This is a genomic window from Streptomyces winkii, from assembly GCF_032248595.1.
Taxonomy (GTDB): domain Bacteria; phylum Actinomycetota; class Actinomycetes; order Streptomycetales; family Streptomycetaceae; genus Streptomyces; species Streptomyces winkii.
This window is the reverse complement of sequence record NZ_JASTTH010000005.1, coordinates 202,524-224,845: the sequence shown is the minus strand read 5'-3', so window position 1 is coordinate 224,845 and position 22,322 is coordinate 202,524. Positions and strand designations below refer to the sequence as shown.

Below are 22,322 nucleotides of genomic sequence, written 5' to 3'. Positions count from 1 at the left end.
GCGCCGTCCTGACACGGTAGTTGCGCGCCGGCGCCTCACCTGCCTGCCTGCGCTCGGCCGGATTGCGCTCGGCCGGACTCGCGCTCTGCCGGACCGCGCTCTAGCGTCCGAGCCGCGCGGCGCACGCGTCGCGCAGCCGGGCCGCGAGCGCGGCGGACTCCTCCGGGGACCTCGGCAGGACGCCGTTCTCCGTCATCAGCGCGTGGAACTGCTGCTGCCTGTACGGCACTCCCTCCGGCAACCCCGCGATGTGCCAGTGCAGATGGGCGTTGCCCTGGCGGCTGCCGAGGGACAGCAGATAGGTGCGCTCGGGCGCGACCACGTCCTCGACGGCCAGCGCCACCCCGCGCACGACACCCATGAGGCGCAGATACGCGGCCTCGTCGAGCTCGCGTACGACGTGCTCGACGTGAGCCTTCGGGGCGACGAGGACCTTGCCGGGGAGCGTGGGGTACCGGTCGAGGAAGGCGATCTGCTCCTCGTCCTCGTACACGGTCTCGTGGGCGAACTCCGGGTCGCCGCCCACGAACGCGCAGACGAAGCAGGGCCCGGAACGGGCCCGCGCCTCATACGCGTCGAGATCCATCGGCTCGCGGTCAGCGGTCATGTGCGTGCTCCGCGGCGGCGATTCGCGCGCCGATGTCCGAGTCGAGCTCGTCCATGGTCCGGTGGTAGGCCTCCGCGAGCGGAACGCCGTACCGGTGGGCGAGGATCAGCACCGACCACAGGCAGTCCGCGAGCTCGTGCTCCAACGCGCCCCGCCCGCCGCGAACTTCGCGGGCCCCCTCCTCGGCCATGACCAGTTTCGCGAGGTCGCCGACGTCGCCGGTGAAGCCGAGCATGAACTCCTCGCGGGTCCATACCCGTCCGCGTTCGAGGCGGTTCAGCTCGTCGTACAGGTCGTGGACGTGTACGGCCCGGTGTCGCAGCTCTTCCAGGTCCGCGGCCGGCGGTACGCGGACGCGTGGGGTGCGTGACGGGCGGAGGACCGATTCGCTGGCGATCGGGGTGAAGTCCGCCGCGAGGAACGCGCGGAGCGAGCGGGCGTTGCCGGGGGAGACGGCGGCGAAGACGGGCTCGCCCGCGGGGACGAGGGTGAGGGCGTCCCGGATCAGGGACCGTCCCGTCCCGTGGCCGCCGCTCTGTGCGGGGTCGTTGAGCTCGACGCTCAGTTCGCGGCGGCCGGCGAGCCCGTCGGCGAGGGTGACCAGGCCGCGGTCGTCCCCGAACGTCCGTACGCGCGTGCGCAGTTCGAGGGCCAGCCGGACGCGGGGGTGGTCCTCCAGGCCGGTGCGTTCGTGCAGGCGGGGCGGGCCGCCCGTGCCCCTGGCGGTCAGGGTGGCGTCGACGCAGCCGATCGCGCCGTCCGGACCGGCGAGCCCGCGCAGCACGTCCGGGGTGAGGGAGCCGCCGAAGCCGTCGGGTTCCAGCTCGTCGACCTCCTCGGGCGGGAGCGACGTCGCGATGACCGCGTGCCCGGTGAACGCGACCGAGCACTCCAGCCCGCGGGGCAGCGGCCCGAGCACGGTAACGCCACCGTCGGCGGGCGGGAACCGTCCGTCGGCCGCGTCGAGGAACAGACGGAGCAGAGGGTGGGGCTGGTGCTGGTCAGCGGCCACGGCGGACCGCCTGCCGCGGCGTTCGCCGTCCTCGTGTCCCGCCGTGCGTCCGGGCTCGTGTCCCGCCGTGCGTCCGGACGTTCTCGGGTGTGCGCATGGGCCCAGCCTCACACGGAGCTCCGGGGAGGCGTACCGGATTACAGCGGCTCTGGTCCGGTGCCGTCGCGGTGCACGGACGGGCGTCCTCGGGGCCCTCCGCCGGGCGTGGGAAAGGGGGTTCGAGGGGCCCGGGCAGGCGGACCGATTGGCGCAGCGCACCCTGTGCGGGCCAGGCTGGCCCCCATGAGCATCGCGTTCCTCTTCCCGGGGCGGGGTTCGCAGCGTCCCGGCATGCTGCACCGGCTGCCCGACACCGCGGCGTCCGCGACCGTACTGGCCGAGGCGGACTGGGCGTTGCGGCGGCTCGCGTCCCGTACGGGCGGGGAGAGCGGCACCGGCTCCGGGCCGGAGTACGCGGACGGCATCGTCGAGCTGGACTCACCGGAGGCGCTGGAGCGCTCGCCGGTGGCCTGCCATGTCGCGCTGCTGATCGCCGGGGTCGCGGGCGCCCGCGCGCTGATCGAGGACGAGGAGGTGCGCCCCTCGTACGTCGCCGGGCACGGCACCGGCGGATACGCGGCGGCCGTGCTCGCGGACGTGCTCACCTTCGAGGAGGCGCTCCGTGCGGTACGGCTGCGCGGCGAGCTGCTCCAGAGCGCCGAGAGCACGAACGCCCCGGAGAGCGATGTGGCGATCCGGCTGGCTCAGCACCTGGCCACGGTCAAGAGGCGCCCGCAGTCCGTGTCTTACGTGGGCGGGGTGCAGGGGCGGAGCCTGCTCGGGGACACGAACGCCGTCTTCGACGACCTCGCGTGGTCGGCCGCCCGGCCGGTGCGGTGGGCCGAGGTGCTGACCGTGCTGGCGGAGGAGAAGGTGGCCTGCTGCGTCGAGCTGCCGCCGGGTCGTGCGCTGACGGGGCAGCTGACGGACGCGGGGACGGGCCTGCGGGCGGTGTCGGTGGAGGAGCAGGGCATCGCGGAGGCCGCGGAGTTCGCGCGCGCGGCGGGCGGCGGAGGCGGCGGGAGCCGGCACCAGAGCGAGGACTGGTAAGCCCCGGCCCGACCCCCGGAGCGAACGCCTCGGCCTGCGACCGGCTCCGGGCCCGCCCTCGGCTCAGGCCCGGGCTAAGCCCCGGGCACCGGGCCAGGCTTGGGCCCTGGTTCGGGCCCCGCCTCGGGCCCCGCCTCGGGCCCGGCCTCGGGGTTGGGGTTCGGGTCCGGGCCCGGCCCCCAGTCTGGGTTCGGGCCCTGGTCCAGATCCGGGCATGGGCCCCGGCTCCCGGCTCGGAGCAGGCCGCCCCGGCGGGGGCCGGCGGGGCCGGTCAGAGTGGCTTCGCGTAGCAGCGGCTCTGGGGCTCGAAGCGGTAGAGGCCGAACTTCTCCGTGGGTTCGTAGCCCGAGGAGACGTACAGCCCGATCGCCTCGGGCTGCTTCGTGCCCGTCTCCAGCACCATGCGGGTGCGGCCCGCGGCCCGCGCGTCGTCCTCCAGCGCGGCCAGGACCTGACGGGCGAGCCCGCGCCCCCGCGCCTCCCGTACCACGAACATTCGCTTGATCTCGGCGTCGCCGTCGGCGTAGCCCTCGTCGTTGCGCTCCTGTGCGCGCCAGCCGCCCGTCGCGACGGGGCGGGCGTCCTCGTCGTACACCAGCAGATACAGCCCGTGCGGCGGTTCGAACATCGCGGGGTCGAGCGGCGTGATGTCGCCCCCGTCGCCGTAGCGCTCCGCGTACTCCAGCTGCACGGTGTCGTTGAGCTTCATCGCGTCAGGGTGGTCGTAGGGCACGCGGACGATTCGCATGACCGCATCGTAAGGTGACCCGGATGCCGAAGGTGACGACGATCAACGTGAACGGGCTGCGGGCGGCGGCCAGGAAGGGCTACCGCGAGTGGCTGGCGGCGACCGACGCGGACGTGGTCTGCCTCCAGGAGGTGCGGGCGGAACCGCACCAACTCCCCGACGACGTACGCACACCCGAGGGCTGGCACACGGTCTACGCGCCCGCGGCGACGAAGGGCCGCGCCGGTGTGGCGATCCTCACGCGGCGCGAGCCGGACGAGGCGCGGATCGGCTTCGGCGCGGAGGAGTTCGAGGACTCCGGCCGCTACGCCGAGGTGGATCTTCCGGGGATGACCGTGGCCAGCCTGTATCTGCCCTCGGGGGACGTCGGCACGGAGCGGCAGGCCGCCAAGGAGCGCTTCATGGCGGCCTTTCTGCCGTACCTGCGCGAGCTGCGCGAGCGTGCGGCGGCGGACGGGCGCGAGGTGCTGGTGTGCGGCGACTGGAACATCGCGCACCGGGAGGCGGACCTGAAGAACTGGCGCGCGAACCGGCGTTCCGCGGGCTTCCTGCCCGAGGAGCGGGAGTGGCTCTCGCGGGTCTTCGATCCGGAGGACGGCGGCTACGCGGACGTCGTACGAGCCCTGCATCCGGACGTCGCGGGGCCGTACTCGTGGTGGTCGTACCGGGGGCGGGCGTTCGACAACGACGCGGGCTGGCGCATCGACTACGCGGTGGCGACGCCGGGGCTGGCGTCGCGTGCCGTCAAGGCCGTGGTGGAGCGGGCCGCCGCTCATGAGGAGCGCTGGAGCGATCACGCCCCGGTGAGCGTGGACTTCGTGGCCTAGGACGAGCAGTGGGCGGCACGGACGGCATCGACAGGGACGGACTGGATACGGACGGCATGGACCCCTACACCGGCACGGACACGGGCACCGCCGCGGGCACGACCGGACCGTCCCCGCGAACGTTGACGTTCGTCGTCGGCACCGGACGGTGCGGATCGACCGCCCTCTCGGACGTGCTGCGGCTGCACCCGGACGTGCTCGGCCTCAGCGAGCTCATCGCCTCCGTCGAACCCGGCGCGCTGCCCGAACAGCCGCTGACCGGCGAGGAGTTCTGGCAGCTGCTCGCGTCCAGCCGACCGTTCGCCGACCGCATGATCCGCGAGGGGGCGCCGCTGCCCGAGCATCTCTATCCCCGCCTGCCGGGAGGCCGGTTCTCGGGGGCCGACGGCGGCGGCGTGCCGGCGCTCTGCCTGACGACTCTGCCGCACCTCACCGACGATCCGGACGCGCTGTTCGACGCGCTGGAGCCCGAGTTGGCGGGCCGCGGACGCGCAGCCGTGGCCGATCACTACCGTGCTCTCTTCGCGGCCCTCGCGGCGCGCGTCGGCGGCGGCCGTGCCGTGGTGGAGCGCTCGGGCTTCTCGCTCGCGTCGGTGCCGCGGCTGCGCTCCCACTTCCCCGAGGCCCGTTTCGTCCACCTCTACCGCGACGGGCCCGACTGTGCGCTCTCCATGAGCCGCCATGCGGGTTTCCGCCTGCTGCGGACGGCGGCGCAGGCCGAGGAGGGGTCCGGGGACCAGGAACTCGCGGCGCGGCTGGGGACGTTGATGGCGGACGACAGCTTCGACCTGCGGGCCGTGCTGGACCGGCCGGTGCCCGTGGAACGCTTCGGCGAGCTGTGGAGCGCGATGGTCACCGAGGGGGTCGGCAGTCTCGGCGAGGTTCCCGCGCCGCTGCGCGCCTCCCTGTCGTACGAGAGCCTGCTCGACGAGCCCGAGCGCGAACTGACCGCGCTGGCACGGCACATCGGCGTCGATCCGCGGCCGGACTGGCTGAAGGCCGCCGGCGCGCTGCTCGACGGCGGCCGCCGTGGCGCGGCGCTCGCCCTGCCGCCGGACGAGCGCGCCCGGCTGAGCGCGAGCTGCGCCCCGGGGATGCGGGCGCTGGGGCTCGGTCCCGGCTGAAGCTGGAGCGGCCGGGACCGGCCCGGATCGGCGGGACCGGCCGGGCGGGCGGCGGAACCGGCACCCGCGGCGCCGCCCCGGCACACGCCCCCCCCGGCCACGCCACACGCCACCCGCACCGCCGAACGTCAGTAGCCGGAGCGGGCGTTGACCCGCCGCGGGTAGTAGCGCTCGTCGCCCCTGCGCTCGTACGGCTTCCAGCGAGGCGCGTCGCCCGTGGGGTGATCCCCGAGGACGGTCACGCGCCGGCCGAGCCGGTACTCCTGGTAGTCGTTGATCGCGACGTGCTGGGTGGCACGGTTGTCCCAGATGGCCACCGCGCCCGGCTCCCAGCGGTAGCGGCAGTTGAAGCGCGGCGACTCGGAGTGCTCGAAGAGGTACTGGAGCACCGCGTCGCTCTCGTTCCGGCTGAGCTGCGGAATGTGCGACGTCCACATGCGCGTGACGTAGAGCGAGCGCCGTCCCGTCTCCGGATGTACGCGTACGACGGGGTGTTCGGCGGAGTGCGTCCCCACCTCCGGTGCCTGGAGGACGTGCACCGCGGTGAGCCCGTCGAGCATCTCCCTGAAGGGCTCGGAGAGCGTCTCGTAGGCGAGGTACTGGTTGCTCCACATCGTGTCGCCGCCCGACTCGGGGCAGGTGATCAGCTGGAGGACGGAGGCGACGGGCGGATTGGGGCTGAAGGTGACGTCGATGTGCCACTCGTCCGCCTTCCCGCCCTTGTCGGACTCGATGAGCGTCAGCTCCGGATGGCCGTCCAGCTTCGGCAGGAAGGGATGCACCTCCACCTCGCCGAAGCGGCGTCCGAGCGCTATGTGCGCCTCCGGGGTGAGCCCGGTCTGGCCGGGGATGAAGAGGACGAGGTAGCGCAGGAGCAACTCGTGTATCCGCGCGAACAGTTCGTCGTCGAGGGCGGTCAGGTCGATGCCGTGCAGCTCCGCGCCGAGGGCGCCGGAGACGGGACGTACGGACAGGCCGAGGTCGTCGTCGGCGGGGCGCTGTTGGGGGGAGGCGTTCACGGACACTCCGTTCTCCGGGGGCAGTTGGCCGGCGGCAGGTGATGTGCGGTCGGTGGTCGGCGCCGGGCGGTCGGCGGTCATCGGTCGGCGGTCATCGGTCGGTGACGTGGCGGGTCGATGCTCGTACGGACTGCGGATCGTCGGCCCGCCTCACGCCGACGGGACCCGGTGGGCGCGGGGGTCGGGCAGCAGACCGATCTGGTGCAGACGGTCCAGCAGCGTAAGCGGGCGCGGCCCCAGACCGGCCATGTTGTACGTGATGGTGTGCAGCAGCCGCGGGTTGGCGCCGGTGCAGCGCACCGCACGGCGCCCGAGCACCCGTCCCGGCCAGGTGAGGTCGGTGACCATGCGGGCGGCGTTGGCGCTCGTCCGCCCGGCGTGGCCCAGCACGGGCAGCCGGTCCTGCTCGTAGTCGCGCAGGGCGGCGTCGACCGCCTCGGCGGCGAGCTGCTCCGGCGAGTCCGACCACCCGGCGGGGGTGAGCCGGGCGTCGAGCTGGTCGGCGAGCGCCGCGGCGCTCGTGATCGCGGAGTTCATGCCCTGCGCGGCCATGGGGTGTACGGCGTAGGCCGACTCCCCGACGAGCGCGAGGCCCGGGGCGGTCAGCCGTGCGGCGAGGAAGCGCGCGACGGGGAAGAGCTGCCGGGTCTCCGCCGCCGCTCCGGCGGCCCCGGCGAGCGCTTCGAGGGCCGGGACCTCGCGCACCGCCTGCTCGCTCCAGCGTGCGAACCCGGCACGGTCCAGGCCGCGCAGCTCTCCCGGCTCGGCCTGCACGTACAGGCGGACGCGTCCGCCCGGGAGTGGATACACCAACCGCAGCCCCCGGCCGGTGAGATACGCCGAGAAGTCCTCGGGCAGCCAGGGCGCGTCGTGCAGCTCCAGCGCGACGAGCCGGTGCGGGTAGTCGCCGCGGCTGCCGCCGATGTCCGCGGCGCGGCGCAGCCGGGAGCCGATGCCGTCGGCGGCGACGACGAGCGGCGCGTGCACGTCCCGCCGGGTGGTCCCGCCCTCGTCGAGGCGTACGCCGACGACCCGCCCGGTGGCGTCGCGCAGTGCCTCCATCACCCGTACGCCGCGCCGCAGTTCGACGTTCGGGCCCAGCCCCGCCGTCAGGGCGTCGAGGATCGCCACATGGTCGTGAGCGAGCAACGAGCTGTCAGCGGCGGGCAGTCGGCCGTAGTCGAGCGTCATGACGGGCCCGCCCGCGGCGTCGCGCACCGTCAACTGCCCGAGGCGCAGCGCCCCGTTGCGCGTCAGCAGCCGGTCGGTGCCCCAGCGGCGCAGCACGCGCAGCGCGCCGGGCTGGAGGACCTCGCCCTTCGCGACCGGGCGCGCGGCGCGCTGCTTGTCGACGAGCAGGACGCGGAGCCCGATCGCGCCCAGGGCGCGGGCGGAGGCCAGGCCCCCGGCACCGGCGCCGCACACCACCACGTCGTGGTCGCCGCTCATGCCGCACCGGCCTCCTTCGTACCGCCGCTCGGGCCGGTGGTCTCCGTGGACGTGAGTGCGCGCAGCCTGGCGAGGGCGCGGACGGCGAGGCCCGAGGCGATGCCGTCGTCGGCGTAGCGCGAGCAGAACCGGACGTACTCGTTGAGCGGTGCGCCCTGCCAACTGCCGTCGTCGCACTGCGATTCGGTCAGCCGGTGTGCTGCCGCGGCGACCGGCTCGCCGTGCGGGTCGGTGCCCGACGCGAGCAGCGCGTGCAGCGCCCATGCGGTCTCCTCGACCGTGCCCTTGTCGGTCCCAGCGTTCCCGTCGCGGGCGCTGCCGGGTGGCGCGCCGGGGCCGTCGGCGTCGGCCGTCGACCACGAACCGTCCTCGGACTGCGTACGCAGCAGGAAGTCGCGCGCCCGCCGTGCGGTCCTGCTGCCGCCGCGCCCGGCACGGCAGAACGTCTCCAGCACGACCGCCGTGCCAGCGGTCCGGCCCCGGTACCACAGCGCCTCGTACGAACCGTCCGCGTCCTGCACCCGGCTCAGCCATCCCAACGCCCGTACCACGCGCCGGTCTTCGGCGGACGCGCCGGAGTCGAGCAGCGCCCGTACCGCCTTCGCCGTCATGTGCGGGCAGGGGCCGAAGCCGCCCGGCTTGCTGCCGCGTACGGCCAGGCTCCAGGAACCCCGCGGGTCCTGGGTGGCGGTCAGCCACTCGATGCCGCGCCGGGCGTGCGCGTCGCCCGTCCCGTCCGGCATGCGCAGCAGCGCCGAGCTGACCTCCGCGGTCTCCAGCGCCATGGGCCAGCTGTACGCGCTGGAGAAGCCCCAGAAGCCGGGCGGGCAGCCGAGCGCCGCGAACGGCTCGTCCTGCTGGCGCTCGCGGAACATGGTGCGGGTCGCCTCCAGCCGCGGGTCCCTGGCGCGCCCCGCCTCCAGCAGCGCGGCCGTCGCGAAGCTGGACCACGTCACATCGAGCGGCATCAGGTCCCACGAGCCGTCCGGCCGTGCCATCGCGCGCAGGCTCCGCGCGGACGCGCGCGAGATGTCGGGGGCCAGGCCGGAGCGGGTGACGCCGAGCGAGATGAGGCTCGTCAGCCACGGGTCGGTGCTGAACTCGCCCGTGGCGCCCTCGCGTTCGTACGCGTCGCGCACCACCCGGAGCGCCTCGCGCCGCGCGGGACCGCGTACGGGTGCGAGGAGCGGCATGGGCGGACGGTGTACGGACTGCGCCAGCGCCATGCTCGCGAAGATCGGCAGGCGGAGGCTGAGCAGCCTGCGGGCGGGCCCGCGCAGCAGGAGCAGCTCCAGCGGCAGCCGCGGGAGGGCGGCCAGGTCCCCGTTGCCGGAGAGGGCGTCAAACTGCCGGACCAGGCCGGTCATGGCCGGTTCGCGGAGGGCCTCGGGCCCGCCGAGCCGGGCGACGAGGCCGCTGCCGGCGCGTATCGCCGACGCCGCGTGGCCGGGGGCGGTCAGCCGGAGCGCGGCCGTGGCGGCGGCCGTCGCCAGCAGCTCGGTGGGGACTTTGGCCATCGCCCAGCCGCCGTCGGCGCGTTGGGAGTCGCGGAGGCGGGTCACGCCGCGGGCGACGACCCCGTCCGGCCCGTCCGGCCGCTGCGCCCCCTCCGCCCTGTCGGCGTGGTGCAGCGCGATGAGGGCGGCGGCCGTGTTGGCGGGGGAGAAGCGGTCGCCGCGCGGTGCGAAGACCCCGTCCGGACGCTGCCGCGCGAACAGCGCCTCGCAGCCGGAGTCGACCGCGGCGCCGATCCGCCGGGTCAGGTCCTCGCTCAGCATGTCGGGGAGTCACCTCGCAGGTCGCGCGGCGCCGGCGGAGCCCCCGCGGACTCGGAGTCCGGGGCCTGCGCGCCGTCGGCCCGGTCCGGGAACTCGTGGCGGGAGCGCATCCGCGCCTGGACGACCAGGCTGAGGGTCAGCAGCGGCAGCACCACCGCGAGCGCGGGCAGCAGCGTCCAGCCCGCGGCGAGCAACGCGCCCGCCAGCAGCAGCCGTTGGGCCACCAGGATCTCGTGCGCCCGCAGGGCGCGTTCGGGGGTGAGCGCGGCGGACTCGCCGTCGCGGGCCCCGCCGTCGCCGGCCTCGCCGTGTGCTCCACCGCCGAGCACACCGCCGTCACGCAGCAGCGGTACGAACGCCGCCGCGCCGCAGGCCGCCGCGCACAGCAGCGGCAGCAGGGCGCTCCGGGGCTCGGCCGTCGCGAGGAGCAGCGCCGGTACGGCGGTCGCCAGGGCCGCGGCGTGCAGCAGCGCGGCCGTGCGGACCGCCGCGCGCACGCCGCGGCGCACCGGAACGGTCTCGCAGCCGCCTCTGCGGTCTCCTTCCACGTCGCGCAGCGTGCCCACGAGGTTCGACGCCGTGTCCTGCGCCCAGAACACCCCCGCGAACACCACGACTTGCCACGACGGCAGCTCCGTCACGGTCATCGCTCCGAAGACCACGGTGGTGGCGGTCAGCGCTCCCCGCACGGCGTTGCCCGTCAGGCCGCGCCCCTTCAGCAGCCTGCTGTAGGCCACGATGCCCAGCATCGCCACGGCGACCAGCAGCACCGTCCGCCAGTTGACCGACGCGGCGGCGACGGCGGCGGCCCCGGCGCACCCCACACCGCACAGCAGCGCGGCGCGCGGGCTCAACCGCCCGGAGGGCAGCGGGCGTTGGGGCTTGCTGATCGCGTCGAGCTCGCGGTCGAACCAGTCGCCCAGATAGTGGCCGCTGACCCAGCCGAGCGTCGGAGCGCCCCAGGCCACCAGGAGGCCTCCGGTGCCGGGTGCGCCGTCGGGGGCGGCGTCACCGCTGCTCAGGGCCGCGCCCGTGAGGCCGACCAGCCCGGGATAGGCCAGGGTGTACGGGCGCCACGTCTCGATGTGGGCCCTGCACACGCCGGTGGACCGCATCCGCAGCGCCCGTGGTGACCGTGGCGGCACCGGCCTCAGCCACCCCGGCGGCTTGCGCAGCCGCGACGGAAGCCGGGGAGTCCGTGCGCGCGCACGGACCGCCGTGCGTGCCGCTTCCAGGGCGTTCACCGGACCCGGACCGGGGCCGCGCGCCCTGGCCGCTGTGCGGTCATGTCGCGGCCCCCTCCCCGAACTTGCCCGCCAGCTCCGCGAATGCGTCGTTGCCCTCCCGGTCGGCGACGGTCACGCGTATGCCCTCGCCCGGCTTCCCGCAGACCAGCACACCGTGGTCCGCGCAGAACTGGGTGAACTCCTCGACGCCGCTCGTCATGGGCAGCCACAGGAAGTTGGCCTGGCTGGGCGTCACCCGCCAACCCAGCTTCAGCAGCCGGTCGTTGAGCCTCTCGCGCTCCTCCACGGTGACGTCGCAGCGCCGCCTGAACTCCGCCTCCTCGGCGAGCGCGGCCTGCGCCGCGGCCTGCGCGGTGTTGCTCACCCTGAAGAACGGCTGGAGTCCGCGCAGCCGCCCGAGGGTCCGCCCGTGTCCGACGAGATAGCCGACGCGCAGGCCGAGCAGCCCGTACGACTTGGAGAACGTCCGCACGGCGCACACCCGTTCGTCGCTCCGGTAGAGCGTCACGGCGTCGGCGGCGCCGTCGTCGCGTACGAAGTCCCGGTACGCCTCGTCGACGACCACGACGACGTCTGAAGGCAGCCGGGTCAGGAAGCGCTCGACGTCCGCGTGCCGAAGGGCGTTTCCCGTCGGGTTGTTGGGGTGGCACAGCAGCACCATGCGCGTGCGGTCGGTGACGGCGTCCGCCATCGCGTCGAGGTCGTGTGCGTCGTCCTCGCCCAGCGGCACACGGACCGTCGTGGAGCCCGCGTTGGCCGCGAGCATCGGATACGCCTCCCACGACGGCCACGCGTGCACGGTGTCGCTGCCGGGGCCCGTCAGCACGCTGAAGAGGTGCTGGAGCAGGGCGGCCGACCCCGGTCCCACGAGGACATCGCCGGCCGGGACGCCCAGCCGCTCCGCGATGCGGCCGGTCAGTCCGGTCGCGAGGGCGTCGTTCGTACGGTGCGACTCGGCGGCGGAAGCCTGAACGGCCCGCAGTACCCCCTGAGTCGGCGGGAAGAAGGTCTCGTTGAGCGACATCTGGTGCGACACGGGATCAGGACCGAGCGCCGGCTGCATTCTGTTCCAGCCGTCTTCTTCGTCCATTTACGTCCAATCCGATTGAACCGGCCCGGAACGTTCCGGTGTGACGCCCCCGCGGGGAGGGCCGCGCAGACGGAGCAACGATTGTGAACGCTCAAGTGCCCTCCGGCCAAGGGAAGTTGTCAGCCACCGGCTTGAAACCGGAATCACCGGGCTGCACTTGGAGCCTCCCCGGGAGGAATACCGGAAAGGTGCCGGTGGAGGGACGGAAGAAAACCGGGGAGACAAGCGCGACTCGGGAATGTGCGTGCTTATCCGGCAGCCGGGTGCTGCCGCCCGGAGGTGCGGGAGCCGAATACCCGGCGATCTGTTCGCGCCGTTTCATCCGGGACCGGAATCCGGCGGAAGCGCTGCCGGATTCGGGTACCTCGGCGAAGTATGCGAGCTGTGATTTCGAGGCCGGGACGATCTGCGGACGACGCCCGACGCGGACCAGCGCCCGGCCTGCGGGGCAGCCGTCCTGCGGGACGGCCGTGCGGTCACCGTCCGGTGCCGCTCCGCTCCTGCCGTTCCTTCCGCTCCTGCCGTTCCGCCAGCTTCCGCAGGGTCAGCAGCTGACGCCGCATCATCAGCAGATCCCCCCACGCCATCAGCGGACGGCGCAGCCGCCGCAGCGCCCCGTCGCCGTCTCCCACGACGAGCTTGACCAGCAGCCGCGTCCTGCCGTGCTCCTCACCCGTGACCCTGTACGTGACCGCGAAGTTCCCGAACAGGCCCTGGCCCTTGGGGTCGTCGAGCGTGAGCGTCATGTCCCGGTCCTGTGTGAACTCCACGAGCCGGAAGATGGTCATCACGCGCTGCCCCGGCTCCAGCCGCTCGGCGCCGGGAGTGAGCCGGCGCGGGCTGCGGCGGCCGAAGTTGTCCAGGGTGTCGTAGCTGTACGGGGCGACCTTGAGCTGGCAGAGCCAGCGGAAGACGGTGGCCGGCTCGGCGTCCACGGTGACCGCGCGGAACCAGCTCTCCCGCGGACGGTCCAGCAGTCCGTCGCAGGGGAACTCCGCCCGTACCTCGTCCTCCCGCGCCCCCCACACCTTCGGAACCCGCGTCATCTCGACCCGTTCGTTCCGGTCATGCCGTTCTTCCCGGTCGTGTCGTTCGTGCCGGTCGTACCCGCGTCGTCCCGCGCGGCGGGACCGCCGTTCGCGAGCCACTCCTCGATCTCGTCACGGACCCGCCGGTCGAGGGCCAGGCCCAGTTCGGCCTCGACGACCTGCTTGGCGAGGGGACGCAGCTGAGTGAGCAGGTCGTTGAGGCAGTCGGCGTCGAGTCCGTCCGGGGCCGCGGCCGCGTGCTTGGGCAGCAGATACGTCCTGAAGAGCCGGGCGAAGACCTCCGCTGTCGCCTCGCTCTGCGTACGCAGCTCACGCCCGGCGGCGAGTACGGCGGCGAGCGGGATGCCCTTCTTCACCAGCTCCGACGACGCGTCGAGCAGCCGCCGGCTCGTATGGACGAATTCGTCCCCGTCGACGGCGATATAGCCGATATCGAGCGATGCGGCGAGATTCTCGGGTGTGACCTCGCCCTGGTAATAGTCGGCGAGTTCCTGCGGCGTGAGCCTGATCGGCGTCTCTTCCGCGAAGAGGTGCCCTATCTCGGCGGATTCAAGGCCGAGCAGCTCGGCGGTGCCGTGCGAGCCGCGTCCCTTCTCGAAGGCTTCGAGAAGGTCGGCGATCCCGCCGAGCGTGTGCCCGCGCTCCACCAGCGCCGTGATGGTGCGCAGCCGGGCCAGATGGTGCTCGTCGTAAAAAGCAACACGGCCCTCGCGGCGGGGCGGGGGCAGCAGTCTGCGCTCGCGGTAGAAGCGCAGGGTCCGCGTGGTGATCCCGGCGAGCTCGGCCAACTCGGCGGCCCGGTACTCGTGCGGCTCGCCGTTACCCGCTTCCGCGCCTGCGTGAGGGGCGGCGTAGGGCTCCGGGTCCGTGCCCGATCCCTCGTCGGCGTGACCGGCTCGGCCCGGGACGCCCGGCGCCGTGCTCTGCGCTCGCTCTATGTCGGTCACCTTGGCAGCTTAACGATCCGGTCCAGCAGGGCCCACGGCTGTAGTCGCCCGGTGACTGTGCGGGGTTGCGGGTGCCCGCCTGCCTGCCTGAACTGCCGGGCCCCAGAGGGGAGTTGGGATCGACCCCTGATTGGCGTGAACAGGGGCGTACGTCTAGGATCACCGGCCTCAAGATCCAGAAGTTCCCTCGATTGAGTGAAACGAGACGTCAGTGGCAGCGAGGAAGTTTGTCGTCCGATTCGTCGCAAGTGCGGCTCTTGCGCTGATCGTCGTTCCGGCGATATCCCAGGCGCTTCAGGGCGACGATCGTCCGGCGACCCGCGTGGTCGCGGGGTCCGCTGAGCCGCGGAAAATGGATTGGTGACCAGAGAGTCGCCTGACCGTCTGTCTCAGGAGCCCGTCGCCTTGCGGTCTCCGAGGAAGGTCCGGAGCGAGGCCGCCTCGGCCTTGGCGCCGAGCCTGGTGTAGAGGGCCAAGGCCTCTTCCGCCCAGCTGCGCACCCGGTCTCCGGCCGTCGTCAGCGCCGTTGCGCGCGCGAGCCCGTCCATGGCCCTGGCTGAGCCCAGCGGGTAGTTGATCTCCCGGGAGATGCGCAGCGCCTTCTCGTAGATGTCCAGCGCCTGGTTCAGGCGCCCGGACGTCCGGTGTATGTCGGCTGTGTGCACCAACGCACGTTGCTGCTCATACGAGTTGTCGATGCTCTTCGCCAGTTGCTCGGCCCTGGTGAAGTGCAACAGGGCCTCCCGCAGGCGGCCCGTGTCCGCGAAGGTCTTGCCCAGGGCGATCAAGGTGTCGGCTTCGCCGCTTGTGTCGCCGCCCGTGCGGTAGCCGTCGAGGGCTCGCTGCAAGGAGGCCAGGGCTCGTTCCGGCTCACCCGTGGCGTTGTAGACGACTGCCAGGTTGCCTTCCAGGATCACGCAGACCCGGCGCGCGCCGAACCGCCGTGCCAGGTCGAGCGACCGCTCGAAGTAGTCGCGAGCCTCCTCGTACCGTTCCTGCAGAAGTGACAAATCGCCCATGTTGTTCAGGGCCCTCGACTCAAGCTGCTGATCGCCGAGTTCCTCCGCAAGGCGAAGCATGGCGCCGAAGCGCTCCGAGGCCGCGCGGTGATCGCCGCGGTAGTGCAATGCGACACCCTGGACATTCAGGACTTCCGCCTGGCTGTAGCGGTCCCCGCACTCCTCGTGCAGTCGCAGTGCGCGCTCCAGTGTCCGCAGGGCGCTGTCACCGCGGCCTGCCGCGAGCCGCCCGCGTCCGATCTGGAGGAGGGCGGCGGCGCTTCCCTCCACGTCGCCGAGCTCCTCGAACAGCGAGAGTGCCTCGGACGCGTCGTCGAGGGCATCGCTGGGACACTCCTGGGCGCGTATGCCCGCACGGTCGGTCAACGCCTGCGCCAGTGCGCGCCGGTCGGAGCCCGAGCGCAGCACGGAGACCGCCCCGGCGTGCAGTTCGGCCGCGAATCGCCAGACGCCCCACGACCTGAGAGTCGGCGCGAGCACGTGGGAGAAGCCCGCGATGCGGGACGGCGCCGAGTCCTTCGCCGTGCACGCCGCCGCGAGCAGATTCGCGCGTTCGACGTCCAGCCAGACCGACGCCTCGTCCGCGTCGGCGAACTCCTCGGCGTACACGGGTACTTCGGGGTCCGCTACCGGCGTCCGCCCGCCGACCGGCAGTCGCCGCCGCCGCGGGTGGACGAGCCGGTCGGCGCGGTCGGCGCTGCGCAGGTAGTACGTCAGGAGCCGGTCCGTCGCGGAGTGCCGCGAGGTTTCCGGCTCGTCCCGGCGGCACACCTGGACCGCGAAGGCCCGTACGAGGTCGTGGAGTTGGTAGCTGCCCAGCTGGCCTTCGCTGAGCAGGTGCGCGTCCAGCAGCGTTTCCACGTGCTGCCGGGCCGTCGCCGGGCCGGTGCCGAGGAGCGCGCTCGCCGCGCCCAAGGTGACGGCGGGGCCGGAGTGCAGCGCGAGGCGGCGGAGCAATCGCCGTGTGTCAGGGCCCAGTTCGGCGTACGACAGCGCGAACGCCTGCGTCAGCCCGAGTCCCACGTCGAGCCCGGCGTCGAGCTCCTCCAGCGGGTCCGGTGCCTGCGTCAGCCGCTCGTAGAGGTGTTCCACGTCCCATGACTCCCGGTGCCGGTAGCGGCCCGCGAGCAGTTGCAGGGCGAGCGGGTGCCGGCCGCAGGCGTCGACGACCTGGCGCAGCGCGGCGCGGTCGGCCGTGCGTGCCGGGCCCGCGACGCGGCCGAACAGCTGAATGGCCTCGTTCGCCGACAGCACGTCGAGGAAGAGCGGCGTGGCGCCGTCCAGCCCCACCAGCCGGTTCCGGCTGGTCACGATCGCCCGGCAGGCCGGTGCTCCGGGCAGCAGGGGAGTCACCTGCTGTGTCGTACGGGCGTTGTCCAGAATGACGAGAGCCCGGTGCCGAGCAGTCCACTCGCGCCACCGGGCGGCCCGTTCGTCCAGGGAGTCCGGTAACTCGGTGACGGCTCCCGACGACCGCAGCAGCAGGGCGAGCGCTTCGCGGGGCTCGCACCGGGACTGCTCGCTGTAGCCGCGCAGGTCGACGTAGAACTGCCCGTCCGGATAGCGCTCCCGCATCCGGTGCGCGGCGCGAACAGCCGTGGCCGTCTTGCCGATTCCGGGCATCCCGTACAGCACGGTGACGGGCATGGCGGTCTCGTCGTCGCCGTCCGGGCGGACGGGATCGGCGAGCAGGGCGGCGAGTTCGCCCGTACGTCCGGTGAAGTCGCGGGTGTCGCGGGGCAGATTCCCCGACGGCCGGGACGTCCCCGGAGGCGCGGACCCCGCGCCTCCGGCACCCCCGCCGGCATCCCCGCCCTCGCCATCGCGCGAGCTCTCGTCCCCGCTTCCGGCCCCGGCCCCGGCGGCGGAAGCCTCCCCGCTCCCCAAGTGAGCCGGAGGCAGGTCCAGTTCGGGGTCCTGCTCGATGATCTGCCGGTTGAGCCGCTGCAACTCCGCGCCGGGCCGGATGCCGAGCTGGTCGTCGAGGCGCCGGTACGTCTCGCGGTAGACGTCCAGCGATTCGGCGTGCCGGCCGCTGCGGTAGAGCGCCAGCATCAGGGAGCCGACGGCCTGTTGGGCGAATGGATTCTGCACCACGAGTCCGCGCAGTTCGCCGATGAGGTCGGCGTGCCGCCCTCTCTCCAGTTCCAGCCTGATCCTCTCCTCCTTCACCCGCAGCAGGTCTTCGTGGAGCTGGGCGCGTTTGGACGCCGCCCACTCCCCGGTGAACTCGGGGAGCGGCTCGCCCCGCCACAGCGCTTCGGCCTCCCGCAGCAGACCGATCGCCGTCTCGGCGTCGTCGCTGTCCACGGCGGCGCGTGCTCGGGTTCGCAGGTGCCGGAAGCGCAGCAGATCGACCGTGTCCGGGGCGACGGTCAGCCGGTACCGGCCCGGCGAGGGGCGCTCCAGCCGTGCCGCGTCCCCCAGAACCTTCAGCCGTCCCCGGAGCCGCGAGAGGTAAGTGTGGGTGTTCCCGACCGAGTTGGGCGGCAGCTCTTCGTCGTCCCAGACGCGGGACATGATCGTCTCCAGCGGGACCGGCTCGCCCCGCGCGTGCAGCAGCACGGCCAGCACGCAGCGCTCTTTCGGCGAGCCCAGGCTGCGTTGCCGCCCCTGACTCCACAATTCGATGGGTCCCAGTGCAAGAAGGTTCACCATCGCCCCCGAATGGTCCCGCTTCTCCTGCCGTTGCGGCAGCACCCGCACGTTCGTACGGCCCTCAACCAACGTCGTGGCAGAGCGGATCCACCGACAGGGGCGCAATGAGGCAACGGGGGCGCACGGCCCTGCCACCTCGGCGGTCATCACGGTGCAAGGTTCTTGCAATCAGGTCATCCAGCTCCGCAGGGCAACCCCTCGTCACGAGGGTCGCGGATTCGCGGCCTCGTCAACGACCCGACAGGCAAGCGGAGTTGAAAGGACCACGGGGGATGTCGATGAACACGGTGCTTGATCTCGATACGCAGCATGTACCTCTGCGCCCGGACGTCGAGCGATGGGCGACCCGGCACGTACGCAAGCGCGTCCTGGCCGTGGTGCACACGGTCACCGCGGGGCAGCGGCTGCTGGAAGCCGTACGGCTGCTGGAGGGCGACCCACGGGTGCAGGTGTTCTTCACCGCCGGGCCCGACGTATTCACCAACGGGGTCCAGGAGTTCCTCGCCGACATCGACGGCCTGGTGCTGCCCTGGACCCACGCCGTGCGGACGGAGTTCGACCTGGCGCTGGCGGCGGCCCACGGGGGCCTGCACGAGCTGCACGCCCCGGTGATCGTTGTGCCGCACGGGGCCGGGCACAACAAGTTCGGGTCCGCGCGCCTTTCCCGGTCCGGCTCTCGACGTGGACGCGGCGGAGGCGACCACGTGCGTGTGCGCGGGGGTGCCCCCTCTGAGCGCAGCGTGTCCGGGCTGGGCCGGCGTTGGCTGGTGCAGGACGGCGTCGTCGTCCCCCGGGCCATAGCCCTCGGACACGAGGACGAGAAGGACCGGCTGGGCCGCGAGTGCCCGGAGGCGCTGCCCGCCGCCGAGGTCGTGGGCGACCCGTGCTACGACCGCTTGGTGGCGAGCTTCTCGTCCCGGGCGCTGTACCGGCAGGCACTCGGCGTCTCGCCGGAGCAGTCGCTGGTCCTGGCCTGTTCCACCTGGGGCGGGGCCTCGCTGATCGGGAGCGACTGGGAGCTGCTGGAGCGGCTGGTGACCGAACTGCCGTCCGACCGCTACCGGACCGCCCTGATGCTGCACCCGCACGTGTGGAACACGCACAGCCCGTGGACGGTACGGAGCTGGTTCGCGGCGCTGGCCCGCAGGGGGCTGGTGGTGCTCAGCCACCGCGCCGACTGGTGCGGGGCGATGGCCTCCGCGGAGTTCGTCGTCGGCGACCACGGCTCGGTCTCCCTGTACGGGGCGATGACCGGCGTACCCGTCCTGACGGCGGGCGAACAGCGGCCGGGTGGCGCCGGGTTGGACCCGGAGTCGCCCCTCGCCGAGCTGCGGTCCTTCGTGCCGCGGCTGCGTCCCGACCGGCCGCTGCAACGGCAGCTCACGCGCAGTTCGGCGACGTACCGGCGCGACCTGCACGAGGGCGTCGCGGCACGCATCACGTCCGAACCGGGGCGGTACGTACGCCGGATGAGGGCTCTGCTCTACCGGACGCTCGGGCTGCGCCCGCCCGCCGTGCGGCCGGTCACCAGCCCGGCGGCGCTGCCCGTCGTCGTCGACTGCGACGGACGGAGCACGTGGTGAGCGCCGTGCGGCGGTTGTCGCTGCGGTGCGCAGGACCGGGGTGCCGGTCGTACGCGACGGTGTCGGTGTCGGTGACGGTGACCGTGACCGAGAGCGCGGCGGCGGGCGGCTTTGCGGAGCAGGGCCCCGGGGCAGGGCGGTTCGTCCGCGTCGTGCTCACCGGGGCGGCGGGGGAGCGCGTGGTGGACGAGCATCTGCGCGCAGGGCTGCACGCGCCGCCGCGCGGGCGCAGGCTCGCGGACGTTCTGGTCGGATGCGGCGGGAACGACGGCCCGCGCCCGGACTGCGGCTGCGCGGCGTGTACCGGGCGGGGGTCCGCCGTGCGGCACCCGGGTGCGCTGGTGGTCGCCGTGCCGCGGAACGCGGAGTGCGTGCTGCGGTACGGGGCCGCCGCCGGTGGCGCGTCCGGTTTCGCTGCTCCGGACGCGTCGGGGACCGACGGTCGGCTGACGCTCGGGAGCGCTCACAGGGCGCGGGCCCCGTGGGAGGCGTGGGCGTCGCTGGCCCACGCCTGGCTGGTGGCGGGATGGCCGATGGAGGAGTTCGGCACGCTGCCGGAGGCCGGACACCGGCGCCCGTAGGCGGTCGACCCGGGCCGGTGAGCCCGACCCGGTCGCGGTTCGGCCGGTCGACTCGGGCCGGTCAATCTGGGCCGGTGAGCCCGACCCGGTCGCGGTTCGGCCGGTCGACTCGGGTGGGTCAACCCGGGCCGGTCAGCCAGGCCGGGTCAGGGTTCGGCCCGGTCAACCGCCGCCGGGAGCGGCGCTGTTGGTATCGCCTGCGTGCCCGCTGTCGGCGTCGCGTGCGTTGTCGCCGCCGGCGGCGGTGCCCGCGTCGCCGGTTCCGGCCCCGCGCAGCCGCTCCATCCGGCTGCGCGCGGCGTCCGCCTCGGCGGCGTGCCGGACCGCCGAGTAGAGGGCGACCGCCTCGCGGTAGTGCTCCCGTGCCTGCCCGGGGCGGCCGCGCAGCTCGGCGAGCCGCGCGCAGGACTCCACAGCGCGCGCCGTCTCGTAGTCGGCGGACATCGGACGCAGTACGGCCAGCGCCTCGGCGAGCCACAGTTCGGCCTCTCGCAGCCCCTCCGGCGACGCCTCGCGCTCCTCGCGTCCGGTCGCGAGGTACGTGCGCGCCATGAGTCCGGCCGCGCGGGCCGCGTTGTAGACGTCGCCCGCGTCCCGCAGAGTGGTCCGCGCGGCGCGGGCGTTGAGCAGGGCTTCGTCCGAACGCCCGTCCTCCAGGGCGAGTTCGGCGAGGTTGAAGCGGGCCAGGGCGCCCGCGCGTGCGTCGCCGCACCCGGGGAGACGGTCGGCCGCGAGGGCGAAGAGCTCCGCCGCCTCCGCCGGCCGGCCCAGCCGGTACAGCGCCCGCCCGCGGTAGTTGAGCGTGCGGGCCTGTCCGAGCGCGTCGCCGTTCTCCTCGAAGAGCCGTGCGGCGCGCTCGAACTTGGCCAGTGCGGCCTCGACGTCCATGACGAGTTCACCCATGCCGCCCGACGTCAGCATGCGGCACTCCGCTCTCACGTCCCCCAACTCCCGTGCGGCCACGAGCCCTTCCTCGTGTGCCGCGCGCCAGTTGTCGTAGTGCTTTCTGCGCAGGAAGAGCGGCCACAGGGCGTCGGCGAGCTGCCAGGCGACGGACGGGAATCCCGCCGCGCGGGCCGTCTTCAACGTGGCCATGGCGTTGGGCAGTTCGCGCTCCAGCCAGTCCAGCGCGGTGTTCGCGTCCGCCTCGCCGCCGTCTCGCGGCGGTGCGAGGTCCGGGACGATCCTCGGGCCGGGCCCGTACGTGCGGGCCATCGTGCGGTGCTGGGGGTCGATGATCTGCTCGGCGAGGGTCGCTCCCGCCAAGTAGTGGTCCGCGATGCGCCGCCGCGCCGCCGCGAGCTCCTCCGGGGGTTCGTCCTCCGCCGCCTTGGCCGCCGCGTGCAGCCGCACGAGGTCGTGGAAGCGGTGCCGTTCGTCTCCGGCGTCCACCAGGAGGCTCGCGTCGTGGAGCAGGTCGAGGAGCGGCGTCGCCCGCGCCTCGTACGAAGCGGGCGGCGTCCCGTCGGGCCGTGCCAGCGCCGCGGCGGCCACGCCGCTGCCGAACTCCCCTCCCGGGTGCAGCCCGAGGAGCCGGTACAGGCGTGCCGCCTCGGCGGGGAGTTCCCGGTAGGAGAGGTCGAGCGCGGCCTGGACGCCGTGGTCGTCGTCCTCGACGGTCAGCACCGCGAGCCGGCCCCGCTCCTCGGTCAGGGCGCGGACCATCGTGCCGATGCGCCGGGAGGGGCGGGTCGCGAGCCGCGCGCCCGCGACCCGCACCGCCAGGGGTAACCCCGCGCACAGATCGACGAGCGCGCGTGCGTCGTCCGGCTGGTCGTCGACCCGTCCGTCGGCGAGCGTGGCCGCCAGCAGCTCGACGGCGGCGTCCTCCGCCAGCGGTTCCAGCTGGACCGCCCGGCAGCCGTCCAGGGCCAGGCCGGACAGCCGTCTGCGGCTGGTCACCGCCGTGACGTTGCGGCCTCCCGGCAGCAGAGGTCTGACCTGGGCGGCCGTGAGCGCGTCGTCGAGGAGCACCACCAGACGGCGCTGAGACGTCAACGAGCGGTACAGCGCGGTGCGTTCGACCACGTCGACCGGTACGTGCTCCGCCGGTACGCCCAGGTCGCGCAGGAATCGGGCCAGCACCTCGCCGGGGTCGGCCGGGCCGTCCGGCGACTGCGCGCGCAGGTCCGCATACAGCTGCCCACCGGGATAGCGCTCGCGCAACGTGTGCAGCCAGGCCAGTGCGAGCGTGGTCTTGCCGACTCCGCCGAGGCCGCTCACGGCGGTCAGCGTGGGGTGGCCCCGCTCGGCGAGCTCGGCCCGGTGGCGCTCCAGCACGGCCAGCGCGTCCGTACGGTCGGTGAGCGGCGCCCCCGGCGGAAGCTGCCACGGCACATGGGCCTCACGGCGCGGGCCGGCCGGGTCGGCGGGGCCGTCGGAGCCCGTGCGGATGTGGACGTCGCCGTGGATCGCGCCTGCCTGCACGCTCGGCCCGTACACGGAACCGCTCAGCTCGTTGCTCCTCGGCTCGTCGCCGCTCGGTTCGTTGCCGC

At 73.6% G+C, this 22,322-nt stretch carries 17 protein-coding genes; 5 read left to right on the top strand and 12 right to left on the bottom strand.

Going from position 1 to position 22,322, the window contains the following annotated elements:
- Positions 1–100: 100 nt before the first annotated feature.
- Both QQM67_RS16710 and QQM67_RS16705 read right to left on the bottom strand, forming a co-directional pair.
- Positions 101–607, bottom strand: coding sequence for an HIT family protein (locus tag QQM67_RS16710; protein ID WP_314174679.1), 507 nt, complete (start codon positions 605–607; stop codon positions 101–103).
- Positions 597–1,619, bottom strand: coding sequence for a nucleoside triphosphate pyrophosphohydrolase family protein (locus tag QQM67_RS16705; protein ID WP_314174678.1), 1,023 nt, complete (start codon positions 1,617–1,619; stop codon positions 597–599). The genes QQM67_RS16710 and QQM67_RS16705 overlap by 11 nt, the downstream gene beginning before the upstream one ends.
- Positions 1,620–1,901: 282 nt before the next feature.
- On the opposite strand from QQM67_RS16705, the gene QQM67_RS16700 reads away from it, so the two are divergent.
- The gene (locus QQM67_RS16700) at positions 1,902–2,708 is read left to right on the top strand and encodes an acyltransferase domain-containing protein (RefSeq protein ID WP_314174676.1); all 807 of its coding nucleotides are present in this window, start codon (positions 1,902–1,904) and stop codon (positions 2,706–2,708) included.
- 271 nt (positions 2,709–2,979) lie between these two features.
- Here QQM67_RS16700 and QQM67_RS16695 read toward each other — a convergent pair whose 3' ends face one another.
- Positions 2,980–3,456, bottom strand: a complete 477-nt coding sequence (locus tag QQM67_RS16695) for a GNAT family N-acetyltransferase (RefSeq protein WP_314174675.1) — start codon at positions 3,454–3,456, stop codon at positions 2,980–2,982.
- A 23-nt stretch (positions 3,457–3,479) separates the two neighbouring features.
- On the opposite strand from QQM67_RS16695, the gene QQM67_RS16690 reads away from it, so the two are divergent.
- Both QQM67_RS16690 and QQM67_RS16685 read left to right on the top strand, forming a co-directional pair.
- On the top strand, positions 3,480–4,283 hold the full coding sequence (locus tag QQM67_RS16690) for an exodeoxyribonuclease III (RefSeq protein WP_314174674.1): 804 nt from the start codon (positions 3,480–3,482) through the stop codon (positions 4,281–4,283).
- A gap of 8 nt (positions 4,284–4,291) precedes the next feature.
- Positions 4,292–5,407 carry a sulfotransferase gene (locus QQM67_RS16685; protein WP_314174673.1) on the top strand — a complete coding sequence of 372 codons (1,116 nt, stop codon included), beginning with the start codon at positions 4,292–4,294 and terminating at the stop codon, positions 5,405–5,407.
- A gap of 128 nt (positions 5,408–5,535) precedes the next feature.
- Here QQM67_RS16685 and QQM67_RS16680 read toward each other — a convergent pair whose 3' ends face one another.
- From QQM67_RS16680 to QQM67_RS16645, 8 genes are all read right to left on the bottom strand, one after another.
- Complete coding sequence (locus tag QQM67_RS16680; protein WP_314174672.1) at positions 5,536–6,426, bottom strand: TauD/TfdA dioxygenase family protein; 891 nt, start codon at positions 6,424–6,426, stop codon at positions 5,536–5,538.
- 150 nt (positions 6,427–6,576) lie between these two features.
- On the bottom strand, positions 6,577–7,875 hold the full coding sequence (locus tag QQM67_RS16675; protein WP_314174671.1) for an FAD-dependent oxidoreductase: 1,299 nt from the start codon (positions 7,873–7,875) through the stop codon (positions 6,577–6,579).
- Positions 7,872–9,653 (bottom strand): prenyltransferase/squalene oxidase repeat-containing protein, encoded by a 1,782-nt coding sequence (locus QQM67_RS16670; RefSeq protein ID WP_314174670.1) that lies wholly within the window; start codon positions 9,651–9,653, stop codon positions 7,872–7,874. Before QQM67_RS16670 ends, QQM67_RS16675 begins: the two co-directional genes overlap by 4 nt.
- Entirely contained in the window at positions 9,647–10,768 is a 1,122-nt protein-coding gene (locus QQM67_RS16665) for a UbiA family prenyltransferase (RefSeq protein WP_314174669.1), read from the bottom strand. Before QQM67_RS16665 ends, QQM67_RS16670 begins: the two co-directional genes overlap by 7 nt.
- A 169-nt stretch (positions 10,769–10,937) precedes the next feature.
- Complete coding sequence (locus tag QQM67_RS16660) at positions 10,938–11,990, bottom strand: aminotransferase class I/II-fold pyridoxal phosphate-dependent enzyme (protein WP_314174668.1); 1,053 nt, start codon at positions 11,988–11,990, stop codon at positions 10,938–10,940.
- 476 nt (positions 11,991–12,466) lie between these two features.
- Positions 12,467–13,036: a hypothetical protein gene (locus tag QQM67_RS16655; RefSeq protein WP_314174667.1), complete on the bottom strand. Its 570-nt coding sequence runs from the start codon at positions 13,034–13,036 to the stop codon at positions 12,467–12,469.
- On the bottom strand, positions 13,033–13,986 hold the full coding sequence (locus QQM67_RS16650; protein ID WP_314174666.1) for a MerR family transcriptional regulator: 954 nt from the start codon (positions 13,984–13,986) through the stop codon (positions 13,033–13,035). The genes QQM67_RS16655 and QQM67_RS16650 overlap by 4 nt, the downstream gene beginning before the upstream one ends.
- 389 nt (positions 13,987–14,375) lie before the next feature.
- On the bottom strand, positions 14,376–17,579 hold the full coding sequence (locus QQM67_RS16645; protein ID WP_314174665.1) for an AfsR/SARP family transcriptional regulator: 3,204 nt from the start codon (positions 17,577–17,579) through the stop codon (positions 14,376–14,378).
- A 356-nt stretch (positions 17,580–17,935) separates the two neighbouring features.
- On the opposite strand from QQM67_RS16645, the gene QQM67_RS16640 reads away from it, so the two are divergent.
- Entirely contained in the window at positions 17,936–19,246 is a 1,311-nt protein-coding gene (locus QQM67_RS16640) for a hypothetical protein (RefSeq protein WP_314174664.1), read from the top strand.
- A 71-nt stretch (positions 19,247–19,317) separates the two neighbouring features.
- Entirely contained in the window at positions 19,318–19,827 is a 510-nt protein-coding gene (locus QQM67_RS16635) for a hypothetical protein (RefSeq protein ID WP_314174663.1), read from the top strand.
- A 162-nt stretch (positions 19,828–19,989) separates the two neighbouring features.
- Here the strand turns inward: QQM67_RS16635 and QQM67_RS16630 are convergent, their stop codons facing one another.
- Entirely contained in the window at positions 19,990–22,269 is a 2,280-nt protein-coding gene (locus QQM67_RS16630) for an ATP-binding protein (RefSeq protein ID WP_314175115.1), read from the bottom strand.
- Positions 22,270–22,322: the final 53 nt, after the last annotated feature.

What these genes read in the sequence shown, in the direction of transcription:
- QQM67_RS16695 (WP_314174675.1), bottom strand. Translation starts at nt 3,456, where the DNA reads ATGCGAATCGTCCGCGTGCCCTACGACCACCCTGACGCGATGAAGCTC.
- QQM67_RS16700 (WP_314174676.1), top strand. Translation starts at nt 1,902, where the DNA reads ATGAGCATCGCGTTCCTCTTCCCGGGGCGGGGTTCGCAGCGTCCCGGC.
- QQM67_RS16640 (WP_314174664.1), top strand. Translation starts at nt 17,936, where the DNA reads ATGTCGATGAACACGGTGCTTGATCTCGATACGCAGCATGTACCTCTG.
- QQM67_RS16660 (WP_314174668.1), bottom strand. Translation starts at nt 11,990, where the DNA reads ATGGACGAAGAAGACGGCTGGAACAGAATGCAGCCGGCGCTCGGTCCT.
- QQM67_RS16655 (WP_314174667.1), bottom strand. Translation starts at nt 13,036, where the DNA reads ATGACGCGGGTTCCGAAGGTGTGGGGGGCGCGGGAGGACGAGGTACGG.
- QQM67_RS16670 (WP_314174670.1), bottom strand. Translation starts at nt 9,653, where the DNA reads ATGCTGAGCGAGGACCTGACCCGGCGGATCGGCGCCGCGGTCGACTCC.
- QQM67_RS16675 (WP_314174671.1), bottom strand. Translation starts at nt 7,875, where the DNA reads ATGAGCGGCGACCACGACGTGGTGGTGTGCGGCGCCGGTGCCGGGGGC.
- QQM67_RS16710 (WP_314174679.1), bottom strand. Translation starts at nt 607, where the DNA reads ATGACCGCTGACCGCGAGCCGATGGATCTCGACGCGTATGAGGCGCGG.
- QQM67_RS16665 (WP_314174669.1), bottom strand. Translation starts at nt 10,768, where the DNA reads ATGCGGTCCACCGGCGTGTGCAGGGCCCACATCGAGACGTGGCGCCCG.
- QQM67_RS16690 (WP_314174674.1), top strand. Translation starts at nt 3,480, where the DNA reads ATGCCGAAGGTGACGACGATCAACGTGAACGGGCTGCGGGCGGCGGCC.